Annotated in this window: 15 protein-coding genes and 2 pseudogenes; 16 read left to right on the top strand and 1 reads right to left on the bottom strand. The window is 44.4% G+C overall.

Going from position 1 to position 16,335, the window contains the following annotated elements:
- Positions 1 to 58 precede the first annotated feature (58 nt).
- From NBH16_RS14175 to NBH16_RS14160, 4 genes and pseudogenes are all read left to right on the top strand, one after another.
- Complete coding sequence (locus NBH16_RS14175) at positions 59 to 676, top strand: FAD:protein FMN transferase (protein ID WP_250788769.1); 618 nt, start codon at positions 59 to 61, stop codon at positions 674 to 676.
- A 101-nt stretch (positions 677 to 777) separates the two neighbouring features.
- The gene (locus tag NBH16_RS23560) at positions 778 to 1,014 is read left to right on the top strand and encodes a hypothetical protein (protein WP_044546565.1); all 237 of its coding nucleotides are present in this window, start codon (positions 778 to 780) and stop codon (positions 1,012 to 1,014) included.
- A gap of 300 nt (positions 1,015 to 1,314) precedes the next feature.
- The gene (locus NBH16_RS14165) at positions 1,315 to 1,620 is read left to right on the top strand and encodes a hypothetical protein (protein WP_005859437.1); all 306 of its coding nucleotides are present in this window, start codon (positions 1,315 to 1,317) and stop codon (positions 1,618 to 1,620) included.
- A 190-nt stretch (positions 1,621 to 1,810) separates the two neighbouring features.
- Positions 1,811 to 3,265, top strand: a pseudogene (locus NBH16_RS14160) (IS1182 family transposase).
- A gap of 141 nt (positions 3,266 to 3,406) precedes the next feature.
- On the opposite strand, the gene NBH16_RS14155 reads toward NBH16_RS14160, so the two are convergent.
- Positions 3,407 to 3,682 carry a hypothetical protein gene (locus NBH16_RS14155; protein ID WP_232432656.1) on the bottom strand — a complete coding sequence of 92 codons (276 nt, stop codon included), beginning with the start codon at positions 3,680 to 3,682 and terminating at the stop codon, positions 3,407 to 3,409.
- Between the two features lie 787 nt (positions 3,683 to 4,469).
- Between NBH16_RS14155 and NBH16_RS23435 the strand changes: the two genes are divergently transcribed.
- From NBH16_RS23435 to NBH16_RS14100, 12 genes and pseudogenes are all read left to right on the top strand, one after another.
- Positions 4,470 to 4,679: a hypothetical protein gene (locus NBH16_RS23435; protein ID WP_009016900.1), complete on the top strand. Its 210-nt coding sequence runs from the start codon at positions 4,470 to 4,472 to the stop codon at positions 4,677 to 4,679.
- Between the two features lie 184 nt (positions 4,680 to 4,863).
- Positions 4,864 to 5,281: pseudogene (locus tag NBH16_RS14150) on the top strand (ferritin-like domain-containing protein).
- Positions 5,282 to 5,383: 102 nt separating this feature from the next.
- A complete protein-coding gene (locus NBH16_RS14145; RefSeq protein WP_005851956.1) occupies positions 5,384 to 6,031 on the top strand; it encodes a MarC family protein in 648 nt (215 codons plus the stop codon).
- Positions 6,032 to 6,081: 50 nt separating this feature from the next.
- Positions 6,082 to 6,564, top strand: coding sequence for a ferritin (locus tag NBH16_RS14140; protein ID WP_005859444.1), 483 nt, complete (start codon positions 6,082 to 6,084; stop codon positions 6,562 to 6,564).
- 28 nt (positions 6,565 to 6,592) lie between these two features.
- Positions 6,593 to 7,642 (top strand): class I fructose-bisphosphate aldolase, encoded by a 1,050-nt coding sequence (locus tag NBH16_RS14135; RefSeq protein ID WP_005825795.1) that lies wholly within the window; start codon positions 6,593 to 6,595, stop codon positions 7,640 to 7,642.
- Between the two features lie 13 nt (positions 7,643 to 7,655).
- Positions 7,656 to 8,405 (top strand): 2,3-diphosphoglycerate-dependent phosphoglycerate mutase, encoded by a 750-nt coding sequence (gene gpmA / locus NBH16_RS14130; protein WP_005654449.1) that lies wholly within the window; start codon positions 7,656 to 7,658, stop codon positions 8,403 to 8,405.
- 75 nt (positions 8,406 to 8,480) lie between these two features.
- Complete coding sequence (locus NBH16_RS14125) at positions 8,481 to 8,909, top strand: Hsp20/alpha crystallin family protein (RefSeq protein ID WP_005825798.1); 429 nt, start codon at positions 8,481 to 8,483, stop codon at positions 8,907 to 8,909.
- 101 nt (positions 8,910 to 9,010) lie between these two features.
- A complete protein-coding gene (locus NBH16_RS14120) occupies positions 9,011 to 9,508 on the top strand; it encodes an RNA polymerase sigma factor (RefSeq protein ID WP_032537059.1) in 498 nt (165 codons plus the stop codon).
- A 22-nt stretch (positions 9,509 to 9,530) separates the two neighbouring features.
- Positions 9,531 to 10,517 (top strand): 6-phosphofructokinase, encoded by a 987-nt coding sequence (gene pfkA / locus NBH16_RS14115; RefSeq protein ID WP_005825800.1) that lies wholly within the window; start codon positions 9,531 to 9,533, stop codon positions 10,515 to 10,517.
- 13 nt (positions 10,518 to 10,530) lie between these two features.
- Positions 10,531 to 12,777: a cation:proton antiporter domain-containing protein gene (locus tag NBH16_RS14110; RefSeq protein ID WP_057088921.1), complete on the top strand. Its 2,247-nt coding sequence runs from the start codon at positions 10,531 to 10,533 to the stop codon at positions 12,775 to 12,777.
- A gap of 27 nt (positions 12,778 to 12,804) precedes the next feature.
- A complete protein-coding gene (gene glgP, locus NBH16_RS14105) occupies positions 12,805 to 15,363 on the top strand; it encodes an alpha-glucan family phosphorylase (protein ID WP_122383136.1) in 2,559 nt (852 codons plus the stop codon).
- Positions 15,364 to 15,379: 16 nt separating this feature from the next.
- Positions 15,380 to 16,189, top strand: a complete 810-nt coding sequence (locus tag NBH16_RS14100) for an arginase family protein (protein WP_250788767.1) — start codon at positions 15,380 to 15,382, stop codon at positions 16,187 to 16,189.
- Positions 16,190 to 16,335 lie beyond the last annotated feature (146 nt).

Raw genomic sequence — 16,335 nt, 5'->3', positions numbered from 1 at the left:
ACTTGGCACAAAAAACATCGTAAGATATATAACTTGATGCAATCCTTTCCGCACAGCCATGCAAGCGTCGGAACAAACAGGCGGGATATTTGACGTAACTTGTGCACCGCTTATCAACCTGTGGGGATTTGGCTTTACAAAGTTCGACAGCATCACTCCGCAACTCGTAGACAGTATCCGCCACTTTGTAGGCTTCCGGAAAGTGCGTTTACAGGGCAACCGTGTGATGAAAGACGATCCCCGCATCCTGCTCAATTTCTCGGCGCTCGGCGGCGGTACTATCTGTGACATAATCGCGTGTTTGTTCGACCGCAAAGGCATATCGAACTATATGATAGACATCGGCGGCGAAATGATAGCGAAAGGAAAGAACCCGCAAGGGTGGAATTGGTGCATTGGCATTGTCAGACCGAAGGATGACAGTACCGGAACAAACTCCGAGCTTGAACAAATTGTGCAACTGCCGGAACGGCTGGGACTCGCAACTTCCGGCAACTACCGTAATTTCTATCTGAAAGATGGAAGGAAATACGCTCATGCCATCAATCCGATAACAGGATATCCGGTTCAAAAGGATATATTGAGTGCTACAATTATTGCCCATCAGTGCATGCTTGCTAATGCCTATGCAACGGCCTTTATGACGTTGGGGAGCCGCAAAGCCCGTCAGTTGTAGAAAGAGCATCCGGAAATTGACAATTTCATTATCTATACGGACAGTTGCGGAAACTACCGGACAGAGTACTCGCCGGGAATGAAAAGGTATCTGGCAGATTAATGCTTTCTATATTCCTGCGGAGTAGAGCCGGTGAACCGTTTAAAGAATTGGGTGAAGAACGTCGTATTTTCAAATCCCAGCGAATGGGCCATCTCCTTTACGAACATATACGCAATTACTTCGGCGTGAAAGTGACAAAGGGAGTCGCTTTCCAGTTTATGGTGAACAACCTGTTGAGCAAGGAGTGCGGCTATCGTTCGATAACATTCATGGTGAAATTGGATATTACTTTTTAACAGTAGAAGGATAATAACCAGGAGCCGTAATGGAGAGATTACTTTCGTTACGACTCCTTTCGCATGCCGTCTGCATGATTTTAACGTCTCAACTCTCTTATTCACAGTCGTTAGACCATGTGTATCGCATTCCACATCATTGTAGAAAAAATGCCCATCAGACATTTGCATTATGCAATATGAATAATTCATAAGGGTCTGTTTTACAGCAATATGATAAATATCCATTTATTTGGCACGGTGATTGTCTATTCTTTAGCGTAAGACGATAAGATGTTTAACAATTTAATAATTAGCATTATGAAAAAGGTATTGTTTGCAGTAGCACTGGTAATGGGATTAGGTAGTTCAGTAGCATTCGCTAACAACATGGCATCAGATGTTGAAATCGTTGCAATGGTGAACGAGTTTAAACCGATTGATATAAAGGAACTCCCGCAGGCAGTTCAGGACGCCATCAAGAAAGACTATGCTGAATCCACCATTAAGGAAGCAGCCGTAGAAGTGGCAGAAGATGGCGTAAAGACTTATAAAGTAACTTTGGTTGATGCCGTCGGAACCGAAAGCGTTGTGTTTTTCAACGAAAAAGGTGAAATGCTGAAATAATTCTGAATGGTTATTTAGGATAACAGTTACATTTGCACATAAAATAAACAAGGCTGTCTCAAATAAACTTTGGGATGGCCTTTTTTGTGTCCGCAAAAAATCGGGTAAGCCCTAACTTCGCTCAGCCAGAACTTGCCCATCTCCCTAATTTTTTGTATCTTAGGGCATCAAGTAAGATATCCCAAAGATAATGTTTAAAAGTTACACATCCAACGATAATCTGCTTTTACCTCCGTGTTTAGGCGATTTTATTCCCCGGAACGATCCGGTCCGGGTTGTTCACCGCATCATTGAACAGATAAACCTTGAAGCACTTTACCGTAAGTATTCCCCTAAAGGCTGTTCTGCGTACCACTCACGCATGATGCTTCAGATTCTTGTCTATGCATTTGCGTAATATCTATTCCAGCCGTCGCATAGAAGAGTTCTGTCGTAATGACATACGCTTCATGTGGCTTACCGGCAATGTAACTCCTGACCATAATACCATCAACCGTTTCCGCAGCAGCCGGCTAAAGGATGTGCTGAAGACGATATTTGCAACCATTGTAAAGTTTCTCGTGGCGGAAGGTTTTGTAAGTCTGGATGTGGCCTGTACCGACGGGACGAAGATGGAGGTGAACGCCAACCGTTATACGTTCGTCTGGGGGGGCAAATCTATACATACCCGCATATCCAGAATCGCGGAACAGCTTGAGGAGATATGGCAATACGCCGAGTCCCTCACCAAGCAGGAACTGCGTGATTCCGCTCCGGTTGCCTATCAGGATATCACCCCGGAGAAAGTGGAAAAGGCACTCGGGCAGATAGATGATGCCCTGAATGGAGTGGATGCTGACAAGAAGATGAAAGCGAAGGTAAGACGTGTAAGGAAGTCATGGCCTGAACAGCTCAAGAAATATGAATCGCAGGGAAAGATACTTGACGGACGTAACAGCCACTCAAAGACAGACAATGATGCTACTTTCATGCGCATGAAAGATGACCATATGAAGAACAGACAACTCAAACCCGGATACAATCCCCAGTTCAGTACCAATAAACAGTTCATTCTGAACTATACCATCCATCAGTGTTGGGCGATACCTCCACCTATCCTCTGCATATGGATGATTTCCATTCCCTCTACGGCAGATACCCTGACGTGTCTGTCTGTGATGCCGGATACGGAAGTGAAGAGAACTATCTGTATGCTTTCAGACATGGCATTGAAACCTTTATAAAGTACAATTATTTTCATAACGAAGAAACCGACGGCATGTATTGTCCTACGGGACAGAGAATGGAAAGACTCTCCGATGCAAGGCGGGTAACAAACAACGGTTTTGTGCAGACCATATCAAGATACAAGGCACGTAACTATAAGGGCTGCCCGTTAAGATGCCGGTGCTACAGAAGCCGCTCGGAAAGGATTGTACAGGTAAATCACCGTCTGAGGAAAATCAAGGAAAGAGAACGTGAAAAGCTACTCTCTGATGAAGGTCTGAAATATCGCAGTCAGCGACCACAGGATGTGGAAGCCGTATTTGGAAACCTCAAGAACAACAAGCACTTCAAGAGGTTCCATCTTCGTGGATTTAAGAAGGTTGAAATTGAGTTCGCCCTGCTAGCCATAGCATATAATCTTGCAAAAGTAGCCTCTTAGGAGGCTTATGGCAACGAAAAAGCAGTTTGAAAGGATGAAATCTTCAAAAGTAAGTTTGTAAACACCTCTTTTGAGACAGCCTCTCCTTTTTTAGTAAATTTGTATCTGTCTAATTTTTAAGCCCCTATATCCATACTCAATCTAACCAAACATCGCATGAAGTGGTACTGCTTCATCCAAATGCAACTGATAGGCACGTTCGTACATTATTTTGTGCTTGATTGTATCGTTATATCCATTGCAGCCATTATCTGTAGTCCATTTGTATCCATGACCCATTACAGACAGGCGTTGTTCAGTATGACTTATTTTTCCTCCCTTGTGTTTTTTGTGGAGTATGCATTGCGCATTTTGCGGCGCCGGCCAAATATCCGGATAGAGGCATAAACCGTGCACGATGGAAATATATTTTTTCATTCTACGGTTTGTGGACTCCGTGACCATTCTCCCTTATATGTTAACCTATATGTATTGGGATACGAATATTGTCCATGCCATTATCCTCCTTTACATTTTTATTATTGTCAAATAGATAAGATACTCACGGAAGAGTGGGTTATGGCCTATACTGCCTGCGGCATCATGGTCTGTTTTTCTGCTTGTACTATATAGAGCTTAATGTACAGCTTGAGGATTTCAAAAAAATTGTGACGGGCTTTGGCAGGCAGTAATTCTAAGACTTTCAATGAAGAAAAATTAAGCCACCCCTTAAAAAAGGAGATATTTCCTTTGAAAGAATTCATTTCTTTTATTACATTTGTATTAGTCTTTTAAAAATAGAAGATTTATAGTAAAGCGTTAAGGTCTTATCCAAGTTCAGGAAATCCCCAATTTCGAAACAACAATTGGATAATACATTGGACGCTCCACGTACTATTTATATAGATTTTTGTTATATATAGGCGTGGGGCTTTGTGTATTATATGTTGTTGAGTATGGGGATACTTCTGAACGGTAATACCAAAGTTCCCACGCTTAACTTTATATAAACACAACTCCAGGGAACAGGGTTGGCTTATTATAAACATTATGAAAGCAAGTTGTTTTAAAAGCGAGACAACTGTCTCCAACGACTTCCCCCCTTCGTTTGTTACTGTCTTTTGTGGAATATTCTATCCTTTCATTTCCATCCTGTCTCTTTCGGGACATACCGTTCATTATCATACAAATTACATGCCAAGACACTTTTCTGCCTTCTCCTTCTATGGTACTAGATAATAGTAACTCCCCCTGTCACACAGAGGAAGAACTTTGGTTGCAGGTACTTTCTCTATCAAGAGAGTTGCAGGACTGTAAAGCTAGTCTGCACCATAATACTTTGGACTGTATTTCCGATAAGATTGAAGGAATAGAAAGAGAACTGGATATCTTATTGGATATTCTGCAAGAAAAACAAGACAAAAAGACACCATAGCACTATTTTTTGTGACAATTTGTCTATGCGGATAAGTATCCTATTATTTAAGCCTCGTTTAAGAATTCCGTTTTATGGGTTACCCACAATCGAATGGAATTTTTATATACAGGGAATAACACATAATATTAGTAATGGATTTTCAATATTCAGAGTGATAATGGATAAACGAATAGAAAACGCCATGAATGAGTTGATCAATACAGAAATATGGTCAACCGGTTTATACCTGTCATTGCAGGTCTATTTTGAAGATGAACGGCTTCCAATACTTAGCTCCTGGCTAAACTCCCAAGCACAGGACAATATGAACAAGGTTTATCAGATGATGAATCGGATATGCCATGATGGAGGATGTGTTGCAATCAATGAAATGAAACGGGATACACATGAATGGACAACGCCATTGAATGCCCTGAATGAATTGCTTGAACACGAGCAGTACATATCATGTCAGGTAAACACATTTCTCATATTATGCCGGAATGTGAACATGTCCTTCCATTCTTTCATCAGCGGGCTGTATGCAGACCGTATATATGTAAGTACGGTATTTATGGAATTATTACAAGGAAAACGAACGGAGACTACCTTATTTTTGACGGTATGGATTTAAGATTGATATTCTGCAAAATTTAATATTGCAGAATGCTATCTGGTATGTTTTTTGCGATATAATAATCGACAATAAAATATATGTCATCATGGATATATTTGTATATATAACATTGTGTTTCACTTCGCTATTCACCTTGATGGACCCGCTTGGAGTGATGCCGGTATTCCTGCAAATGACTGATGGAATGGATACGAAAGAACGCAGATGTATCGCCTTGAAAGCATGTACCATTGCATTTATCATATTAGTCCTTTTTACATTATCGGGCAGGTTCCTGTTTCATTTTTTCGGTATCTCAACAGACGGATTCCGGATTGTGGGAGGTATCATCATCTTTAAAATCGGATATGATATGTTGCAGGCACATTTCACCCATGTGAAACTGAATGAAACTGAACGAAAAGAATATTCCAAAGATATAACCATCACACCTCTTGCCATTCCGATGTTATGCGGTCCGGGAGCGATTTCCAGTGGAATAACATTGATGGAAGATGCTTCGGAATATACTTTCAAAATAGTATTGCTTGGCGTAATCGCTTTGGTCTGCATTCTTTCATTCTTTATTCTGTGCGCGTCCACCCAGCTTTTAAAAATCTTGGGAGAGACGGGAAACAATGTAATGATGAGACTGATGGGACTTATTCTGATGGTGATCGCCGTGGAATGTTTTATCAGCGGGATACGTCCGGTATTAATTGAAATTTTGAAACAAGCCCATGCTTGTTCTTAAAGAAGAGAGATAATTTGGATTTATTATTAACATTAAAAGTTTGATTCGTCATGACTGAAAAATTGCAAAATGCCCTGAATGAGCAAATCACAGCAGAATTATGGTCTGCCAACCTGTATTTATCGATGTCTTTTTATCTGGAAAGAGAGGGCTTTTCCGGAATGGCTCGCTGGATGCAGAAACAATCTGCAGAAGAGATCGGGCATGCATATGCCATTGCTGAGTACATGATTAAGCGTGAGGCAACCCCGAAAGTGGACAAGGTCGATGTGGTTCCACAAGGTTGGGGTAACCCTGTTGAAGTATTCGAACATGCTTTGGAGCATGAAAAACATGTTTCCAAACTGATTGATGAATTGGTACAGGTAGCATCCGAAGAGAAAGACAATGCCACTCAGAACTTCTTGTGGCAATTTGTTCGTGAGCAGGTAGAAGAAGAAGCGAATGTACTCAATATTGTTAGTCGGCTGAGGAAAGCCGGAGACAGTGCTATCCTTTTTATGGATGCAAAACTGGGTGAACGGGAGTCATAAACCAGAATAATCAATAAAAATAAATAAGATGAAAATAGTAGATTTATTGGGAGGACAGGCTGAGTACTACCTGAACCATACATGTAAGACGATAGACAAACAACTTATCCATATTCCGGGACCGGATATGATAGATAAGGTATGGATGAATTCCGACAGGAATATACGCACCTTGGAGAGCCTGCAAGCCCTGTACGGGCACGGGCGTCTGGCCAATACCGGGTATGTCTCCATCCTGCCGGTGGATCAGGGGATAGAACATTCTGCAGGAGCGTCTTTCGCCCCCAATCCGCTTTATTTCGATCCCGAAAACATCATAAAGCTGGCCATTGAAGGAGGATGCAACGCCGTGGCATCCACATTCGGAGTTCTGGGAGCTGTGGCACGTAAGTACGCCCATAAGATTCCTTTCATCGTGAAGTTGAACCATAACGAGCTGTTGACTTATCCGAACAGCTACGACCAGGTAATGTTCGGTACGGTAAAAGAGGCATGGAACATGGGTGCTGTAGCTGTCGGCGCTACCATTTATTTCGGTTCGGAACAAAGCCGCCGCCAGATAGTGGAAGTGTCACAGGCTTTTGAATATGCCCACGAACTGGGAATGGCTACTATTTTATGGTGCTATTTGAGAAACAGCAGCTTCAAAAAGGATGAAACCGACTATCATGCCGCTGCCGATTTAACAGGACAAGCCAACCATATCGGGGTTACCATCAAAGCCGATATCGTGAAGCAGAAGCTCCCATCCAATAACGGCGGTTTCAAGGCTATCGGATTCGGAAAGACAAACGAGCGTATGTATTCGGAACTGACCACTGACCATCCGATAGACCTTTGTCGTTATCAGGTGGCGAATGGCTATATGGGACGTGTCGGATTGATCAACTCGGGCGGGGAATCCCATGGGGAATCCGACCTGCATGATGCCGTCGTAACGGCAGTAGTAAACAAGCGTGCAGGTGGTATGGGGCTGATCAGCGGTCGTAAGGCTTTCCAGAAACCGATGAAAGACGGAGTTCAACTTCTGAACACCATTCAGGACGTATATCTGGATTCTTCAATAACCATTGCATAAAGGAGAAGTATCCATGAAAAGAATAGTGTTATTACGTCATGGCGAAAGCCTATGGAACAAAGAAAACCGTTTTACCGGATGGACGGACGTGGATTTAAGCGAGAAAGGAGTCGAAGAAGCCTGCAAGGCAGGCGATGCATTACGGGAGGCCGGATTTTCTTTTGAGGCAGCTTACACTTCTTACTTGAAACGTGCCGTAAAAACGTTGAACTGTGTCCTGGACCGGCTGGATGAAGACTGGATTCCGGTTGAAAAGACCTGGCGGCTGAACGAGAAGCATTACGGCATGCTTCAAGGACTGAATAAGAGTGAGACGGCGGTCCAATATGGTGAAGAACAAGTACACATCTGGCGAAGAAGCTATGACGTGGCTCCCGCTCCGGTAGGCAAAGATGATCCCCGTAATCCGGGCATGGATATCCGCTATGCCGGTGTGCCAGATAGGGAACTTCCCCGTACGGAATCCCTGAAAGATGCTATTGGGCGTGTCATGCCTTACTGGGAATGCATCATCTTTCCCGCATTGATGTATAAGGACAGCCTGCTGGTAGTCGCCCATGGCAACAGCCTGCGCGGAATCATCAAGCATCTCAAAGGGATTTCCGATACGGATATTTCCAACCTGAACCTGCCTACGGCGGTTCCTTATGTCTTTGAATTTGACGACAGGCTGGTTCTTGTCAAGGACTACTACCTTGGAAACCCGGAAGAGATACGGAAACGGACAAAGGCTGTAGCCGAACAAGGTATGATCAGACGATAAAAGTCAGTCAATCAGACTGGATTGTATTGTCTTTTTGAATATTTTATTTATTAACAATTAAAAAAGGAGGTAAAAATGGTACCTGTAAAAACAAACTCAAACTGGTTGCCGAGTATTTTTAACGATTTCTTCGAGAATGAGTGGCTGGCAAAAACGGGAGTTACGGCTCCTGCCATCAATGTCATTGAGAATGACAAGGACTACAAGGTTGAAATGGCGGCTCCCGGAATGACAAAGGATGATTTCAAGGTGAATGTTGACGAGAACAACAACCTGACAATCTGCATGGAAAAGAAAGAAGAGAAGAAGGAGGAGAAGAAAGACAAGAAGTATCTCCGCCGCGAATTCTCATATTCCAAGTTCCAGCAGACCATCCTGCTGCCTGAAAATGTGGAGAAGGATAAGATCTCCGCAAAAGTCGAACACGGGATTCTGTCCATTGAAATCCCGAAAATGAAGGAGGAAGAAAAACAAAAAACTTTCAAGGCTATCGAGGTTAAATAATTCCAGATCTGGAATGTCGTAAGGTCGGACAGGCTTTTCTTGTTCGGAAAAGCCGTCCGACCTTTAACAGACACTTCCGGAACAGGGAACCGGCACAACCGATGAAGGAATTCAATTTTGAAAAAGAACTACTTGGCGTACAGGACGAACTGTTCCGTTTTGCGTACAAACTGACAGCTAACAGGGAGAAGGCGGAAGACCTGTTGCAGGATACCCTGCTCAAGGCAATGCTTCACAAAGAAAGTTACAACAAGAACACGAATTTCAAAGGGTGGCTGTTTATCATCATGCGCAACACGTTTATCAACGGTTACCGGGCGGAGGTCGGTCATACCCGCCTGTACATATCCTCCGATCCTGCATATTATTCGCGGATCATGGACGAGTCCTGTAGAGAGGAGGTGGACAAGAACTATGACCTGGAAAAGATACGTAATGCCATCAAAAGTGTACCGGAGTCACATTTCATACCTTTTGAGATGTACCTGTCAGGATTCAAATACCGTGAGATAGCGGAAAGAACCGGCGTGAGTTTGGGAACTATAAAGAGCCGTATTTTTCACTGCCGGAAAAAACTGAAAGCTATATTGGCAGAATGAAACAAAACAAGAACTGAGATAGATGAAAAAAGATGAATATATAGGAATTCTGACTTCCGGAGGGGACGCTTCCGGAATGAACGCGGCTATCCGTGCCGTGACCCGCGCCGCTATTTTTAACGGATTTAAAGTGAAAGGAATTTATAGAGGTTACGAGGGGCTGATTGCCGGTGAAGTGAAAGAACTCACTACGGAAGACGTAAGCAGCATTATCCAGAGGGGAGGTACCATACTGAAAACAGCCCGCTCCGAGACTTTCATCACTCCCGAAGGACGCAAGAAAGCTTATGAGATCATACAGAAAGAGAACATCAATGCATTGATAATTATCGGTGGAGACGGTTCCCTGACGGGAGCCCGGATCTTTGCGGAGGAGTATGATGTGACGTGCATAGGATTGCCCGGCACCATTGACAATGATCTGTACGGCACCGATTTTACCATAGGATATGATACGGCCCTGAACACCATCGTGGAGTGTGTGGACAAAATCCGGGATACGGCCACCTCGCACGACCGCATTTTCTTTGTCGAGGTGATGGGGCGTGATGCGGGCTTCCTGGCACAAAACAGCGCAATAGCTTCCGGTGCTGAAGCGGCCATCATTCCGGAAGACCGGACGGACGTGGACCAGTTGGAAACATTCATCGGACGTGGATTCAGAAAGACGAAAAACAGCAGCATCGTAATTGTGACCGAAAGTCCTGAAAACAAGAATGGAGGTGCCATGTATTACGCCGACCGGGTAAAGAAGGAATATCCCGGATATGATGTCAGGGTTTCTATCCTGGGCCATCTGCAACGGGGTGGCGCTCCGAGTGCCAATGACCGCATACTGGCAAGCCGGCTGGGTGAAGCCGCAATCCAGGCCTTGATGGAAGGCCAGCGAAATGTTATGATAGGCATACGGAACAACGAGATTGTTTATGTTCCTTTTGTCCAGGCAATCAAAAAGGACAAGCCTATTGACAAAAGCCTGATCCGGGTCCTTAACGAATTATCGATCTAAAATAACCGTTAATATGTCAGAAGTTGCTCCTTTAATATCGGATCTTGCCATAATTCTGATTATTGCCGGTATTGTAACCGTCATTTTCAAGTGGCTGAAGCAACCGGTCATATTGGGCTACATTGTAGCCGGTATTATGGCGGGTCCTTCCGTTTCCCTGGTCCCGACTGTTTCCGATCCTGCCAATATCAAAATATGGGCGGACATCGGTGTCATTTTTCTGCTGTTCGCGATGGGACTGGACTTTTCGTTCAAGAAATTGATAAATGTGGGCATTACGGCTATCGTTGCCACTGTCACTATTGTATGTGGCATGATGTTCATAGGCTATACAGCGGGGAATGCAATGGGGTTCTCCCACATGAGCAGTATTTTTCTGGGTGGAATGTTGTCCATGTCGTCCACGGCCATCGTATTCAAGGCCTTCAATGACATGGGACTTCTCCAACAGAAATTCACCGGCATTGTCTTGGGGATTCTTGTCATCGAAGATCTGGTGGCGGTAGTGATGATGGTTATTCTTTCCACGTTGGCGGTAGGCAAACATTTTGAAGGGAAGGAGATGCTGGAAAGTATATTGAAGCTGGCCGCTTTCCTGATTTTCTGGTCGGCATTGGGTATCTATCTGATACCTACCCTGCTGAAGAAGATACGCCGTTTCACCAGCAACGAGATTTTATTGATAACCTCTCTGGGACTTTGCCTGGGAATGGTGATGATTGCGACAAAAGCGGGATTTTCTGCCGCATTGGGAGCCTTTGTCATGGGGTCCCTGCTGGCAGAGACCGTTGAAGCGGAAAAAATCGCACATATCGTACAGCCGGTAAAAGACCTGTTCGCTTCCATATTTTTCGTGTCGGTGGGAATGATGATCGATCCTGCCATGATGTGGGAATATGCCGTCCCTATTCTTATCCTGACATTGCTGGTACTGTCCGGTCAGGTCCTGTTCGGGAGCTTTGGTGTCCTGCTTTCCGGCCAGCCGTTGAAAATTGCCATACAGTCCGGCTTTTCACTGACACAGGTCGGTGAGTTCGCATTCATCATCGCATCTTTAGGCGTCAGTCTGAATGTCACGGACAAGTATCTCTATCCGGTCATAGTGGCCGTATCTGTCATAACGACTTTTCTTACCCCCTATATGATACGGCTTTCGGAACCGGCATACCGGTTTATAGACATCCACATGCCTGGATTCCTGAAAGATTATCTCGTACACTATACGTCCGGGGCAATGACTGTAAAACACCAGGGCACTTGGCATAAACTGATCCGGTCTATGCTGGTGTCTGTCACACTCTATCTGGTCGTATGCGTTTTTTTCATCACTTTATATTTTTCCTATGTGCATCCTTTGATTAGGAAAAGTCTGCCGGGAATGGAAGGGAACTTGTTGGGCTTCATCATCATCTTTCTTGTCATATCCCCGTTTCTATGGGCCATCATCATGAAAAAGAACAATTCAGCCGAGTTCCGTAAACTCTGGACGGACAACAAGTTCAACAGAGGGCCTTTGGTATCAATCGTACTTGTCAAAATACTGATTTGCACGATTATCATGATGAGTATCATTACCCATCTTTTCAATGTTGCCTTGGGAGCCGGGCTGGTAGTCTCTTCCCTTATCATTGCCGTCATTTATTTCTCCAAGCGGATCAAGAAACGGTCGCTGACTATAGAGAGACAATTTATGGCAAACTTTCAAGGGACGGACGGGAATGGACTTTCTACAGAAAGTGATACAGGCTCCACCCTTGGCAGCAATATCCCGTTCAAGGAATTACATTTGGCGGATTTCACAGTATCCCCTGATTCCATATATGTGGGCAGAACATTAAAAGAAAGCAGCCTGCGCACCTTGTTTCAGATAAATGTGATTTCAATCACCCGTGGAGAAAAACGCCTGGATATACCACAAGGGGAAGAGCATCTCTATCCATATGACAAGGTTACGGTCGTAGGTACGGACCGGCAGTTGGAAAGCTTCCGGACATCCATGGAGCAAAAGAAGGTAGAAAGGAACGGGAACGGAACATCCTCGCAGGATGAGATGGAAATAGGGCAATTTCCTGTCGAAGGAGGTTCACCATTGATCGGAAAGACGATCCGGGAGGCGGACATATCGGATAGCGTCATTATCGGAATAGAGAGAAGTACCGTGAATATTATGAATCCAGACCCTGATACAATTTTCAAGGAGAATGATACGGTATGGATTGTCGGTAAACGAAAAATAATAAAAGGATTGAATAAAGATTAGAACTTATTTAATTTAATATAAAATGTCATGGAATATTCAAGTTATAATGTAAATACCCCTCAATGGAGGGAGATTACAGTAGGTTCACATCTTCCTGCAGAACTGCGGAAGCTTGCAGAAATCGCACATAATCTCTGGTGGACATGGAATGATGACGTAAAGAAACTGTATTGTGATTTGGACCCGGGACTTTGGAAAGAGGTGGAACAGAATCCGGTATTGTTTCTGGAGCGGATAAATTATGAAAAGCTGGTAGCGCTGGCACATGATGAGAACTTTGTCTATAAAATGGATGCCGTCTATTCCGCCTTCAAAAAATACGTCGATGTGGAACCGGACCACCAGCGCCCGTCAATAGCTTATTTCAGCATGGAATACGGCTTGGATGAAGTTCTTAAGATATATTCCGGTGGTTTGGGAATGTTGGCGGGGGATTACCTGAAAGAGGCGTCGGACAGCAATGTGGACCTTTGTGCCATAGGACTTTTGTACCGTTACGGTTATTTTGACCAGTCGCTTTCCATGGACGGCCAGCAGACAGTCAATTATAAAGCGCAGAATTTCGGGCAGCTCCCGATTGAAAAGGTAATGCAACCGGATGGGAAACAACTGGTAATCCACGTCCCCTATGCCGACAGTTTTGTGGTACATGCCAATGTTTGGAAAGCCAGTGTGGGGCGTATCCCCCTTTATCTGCTGGATACGGACAATGAACTCAACAGCGAGTTTGACCGCCCTATCACTCACCATCTGTATGGAGGTGACTGGGAGAATCGGCTAAAACAGGAAATTCTGCTTGGCATAGGCGGGATGATGACGCTGAAAGCTTTGGGTATAACGAAGGATGTATATCACTGTAATGAGGGGCATGCCGCATTGATCAATATCCAGCGGCTTTGTGATTACATAAATGGCGGCTTGAATTTTGGGCAGGCCATGGAGCTGGTACGTGCTTCCTCACTTTATACCGTACATACTCCCGTACCCGCTGGTCATGATTATTTTGACGAAGGGCTTTTCAATAAATATATGAAGGGATATCCTGGCAAGTTGGGTATAACCTGGGATAACCTGATGGATCTCGGGCGTCACAATCCGGGAGACAAGGAGGAACGTTTCTGCATGTCTGTCTTCGCCTGCAAGACCTGCCAGGAGGTAAACGGCGTCAGCAAGTTACATAAATCGGTATCCCAGCAAATGTTTGCGCCGATCTGGAAGGGATACTTCCCGGAAGAGAACCATGTGGGTTATGTAACCAACGGGGTACATCTGCCTACCTGGTGTGCGGCAGAATGGAAAAAGCTTTTCAAGGACAATTTTGATGAGAACTTTTTCTGTGACCAGTCCAATCAGAAAATCTGGGAGGCTGTCTATGGCATCCCAGATGAAGAGATATGGAATACCCGGTTAAAACAGAAAGCAAAATTGCTGGACTATATCAAAAGCAAATGCAGCAAGGACTGGCTCAGGAGTCAGGTTGATCCGGCATTGAGCGTTTCCATTTTTGAGAGATTCAATCCCGATGCCCTTCTAATAGGTTTCGGACGCCGTTTTGCTACATATAAGAGGGCTCATCTTCTGTTCACGGATATAGACCGACTTGCTAGGATCGTGAATAATCCGAAATATCCGGTACAGTTCATCTTTGCAGGCAAAGCCCATCCCAATGACGGTGCCGGGCAGGGACTGATCAAGCAAATCGTGGAAATATCCCGGCGCCCGGAATTTTTAGGTAAAATCATATTCTTGGAGAATTACGACATGGACCTGGCGCGCCATCTTATCTCGGGGGTGGATATCTGGATGAATACCCCTACGCGGTTGGCAGAAGCTTCGGGTACGTCGGGCGAGAAGGCATTGATGAACGGTGTGCTTAATTTCTCCGTGCTGGACGGTTGGTGGTATGAAGGATACCGCAAGGATGCCGGATGGGCACTGACCGATAAAAGTACTTATCAGAATGAACAGTACCAAAACCAGCTGGATGCCGAAGCCATCTATTATTTGTTGGAGCATGACATCCTGCCACTATATTACGAGCATGGGGGGAAGAACTATTCGGAAAACTGGGTCAAGTATATCAAGAACTCAATCGCACAAATCGCTCCCCATTTTACCATGAAAAGACAGTTGGACGACTACTATGACAGGTTCTATAACAAGCTGTCAGAGCATTTCCATATTCTGGCAGCCGACAACTTTGCGAAGGCGAAAATGATGGCTGACTGGAAAGCAAACGTCCGGAGCAGATGGGATGCCATAGAAATCAAATCCATAGAGGCTGGGAATGGGCTGAATGCCACGGTTGAAGCCGGAAAGGAATATGAGGTGACGGTTGTCGTTGATGAGAAAGGCCTGGATGACGCAATCGGAATAGAATCGGTCATTATCAGGCATGAAGGCGGTCAGGATCACATATATGAGGTAATTCCCCTTTCGTCAGTTTCCAAGAATGGGAATTTATATACCTTTAAGGCGACATCCGGCATTTTCAACGCCGGAAGCTTCAAGCAGGCCTTCCGTATGTATCCCAAGAATGCTTTGTTACCTCACCGGCAAGATTTCTGTTATGTACGATGGTTTTAATGAACAGTAAAAGGATATGCAAAAACAACGTATGAGCGGGCAAAATCAAAAAACAGATAAACGGATAGCATGGCCGATCATCATCATGAACTTCACGGGAGTGTATGACTACGAGGCGTTTGCCCGGAACAATAAGTTTATATGGCTGGACTGTCGTCATCTTTATGGTACAGAGGGCTACTGTGACAGGGATGGTACTTTGGCTTTGAAGCGGATGATTGCTGATCATCCGGCGGAGGGAGTCCATTTCATCGATTCAGGCAATTATCATTATTTGACTAAATTCTGGACAGACAAACTCGAAACTCCGTTCTCGCTGATTGTGTTCGACCACCATCCCGATATGCAGCCACCGTTGTTTGACAACATACTTTCTTGCGGAAGTTGGGTAAAGGATATATTGGACCATAACAACAACTGCAAGAAAGTAATTATCGTAGGTGCTTCAGACAAACTGATACAGGCTGTGCCGAAAGGATATGAAAGACAAGTCCGGTTTTACAGTGAAACTACGCTCATGCACGAAGAGGGTTGGCAGGACTTTTCTTCCGGACATATCAACGGGCCGGTTTATATTTCCATAGACAAGGATGTCTTGAATCCGGCTTCGGCAGCAACAAACTGGGATCATGGTTCTCTCAGCTTATGGGAATTGGAGAAACTGCTGGCTGTTATTCTTCAGAAAGAACAGGTAGTGGGCATTGACATCTGTGGGGAATGCTCCACAACACTCAATCTTTTTGAAGAAAAACGGGAAACCATCATGGATAGCCGGGCAAACAAAGAATTGCTCAGACTTATCCGGTCATCCTCCGGTCTTCAATAGAATTAGTTTTTTTGTTATTATAATAGAGTTTATATTGAATAATTGATTAAGGCGTTCTTTGACTTATCTTTGTGGTCTAAAAAGTTCAATTGATGTATTACGACAAGATTCGCCACCGTAATAGCCAAGTACTTGCAGCTACAGGA

This window comes from Parabacteroides sp. Y3-G-102, from assembly GCF_023656845.1.
In the GTDB taxonomy this organism is placed as follows: domain Bacteria; phylum Bacteroidota; class Bacteroidia; order Bacteroidales; family Tannerellaceae; genus Parabacteroides; species Parabacteroides distasonis.
The sequence above is the reverse complement of the archived record's forward strand: the minus strand, read 5'-3'. Positions and strand labels throughout refer to the sequence as shown.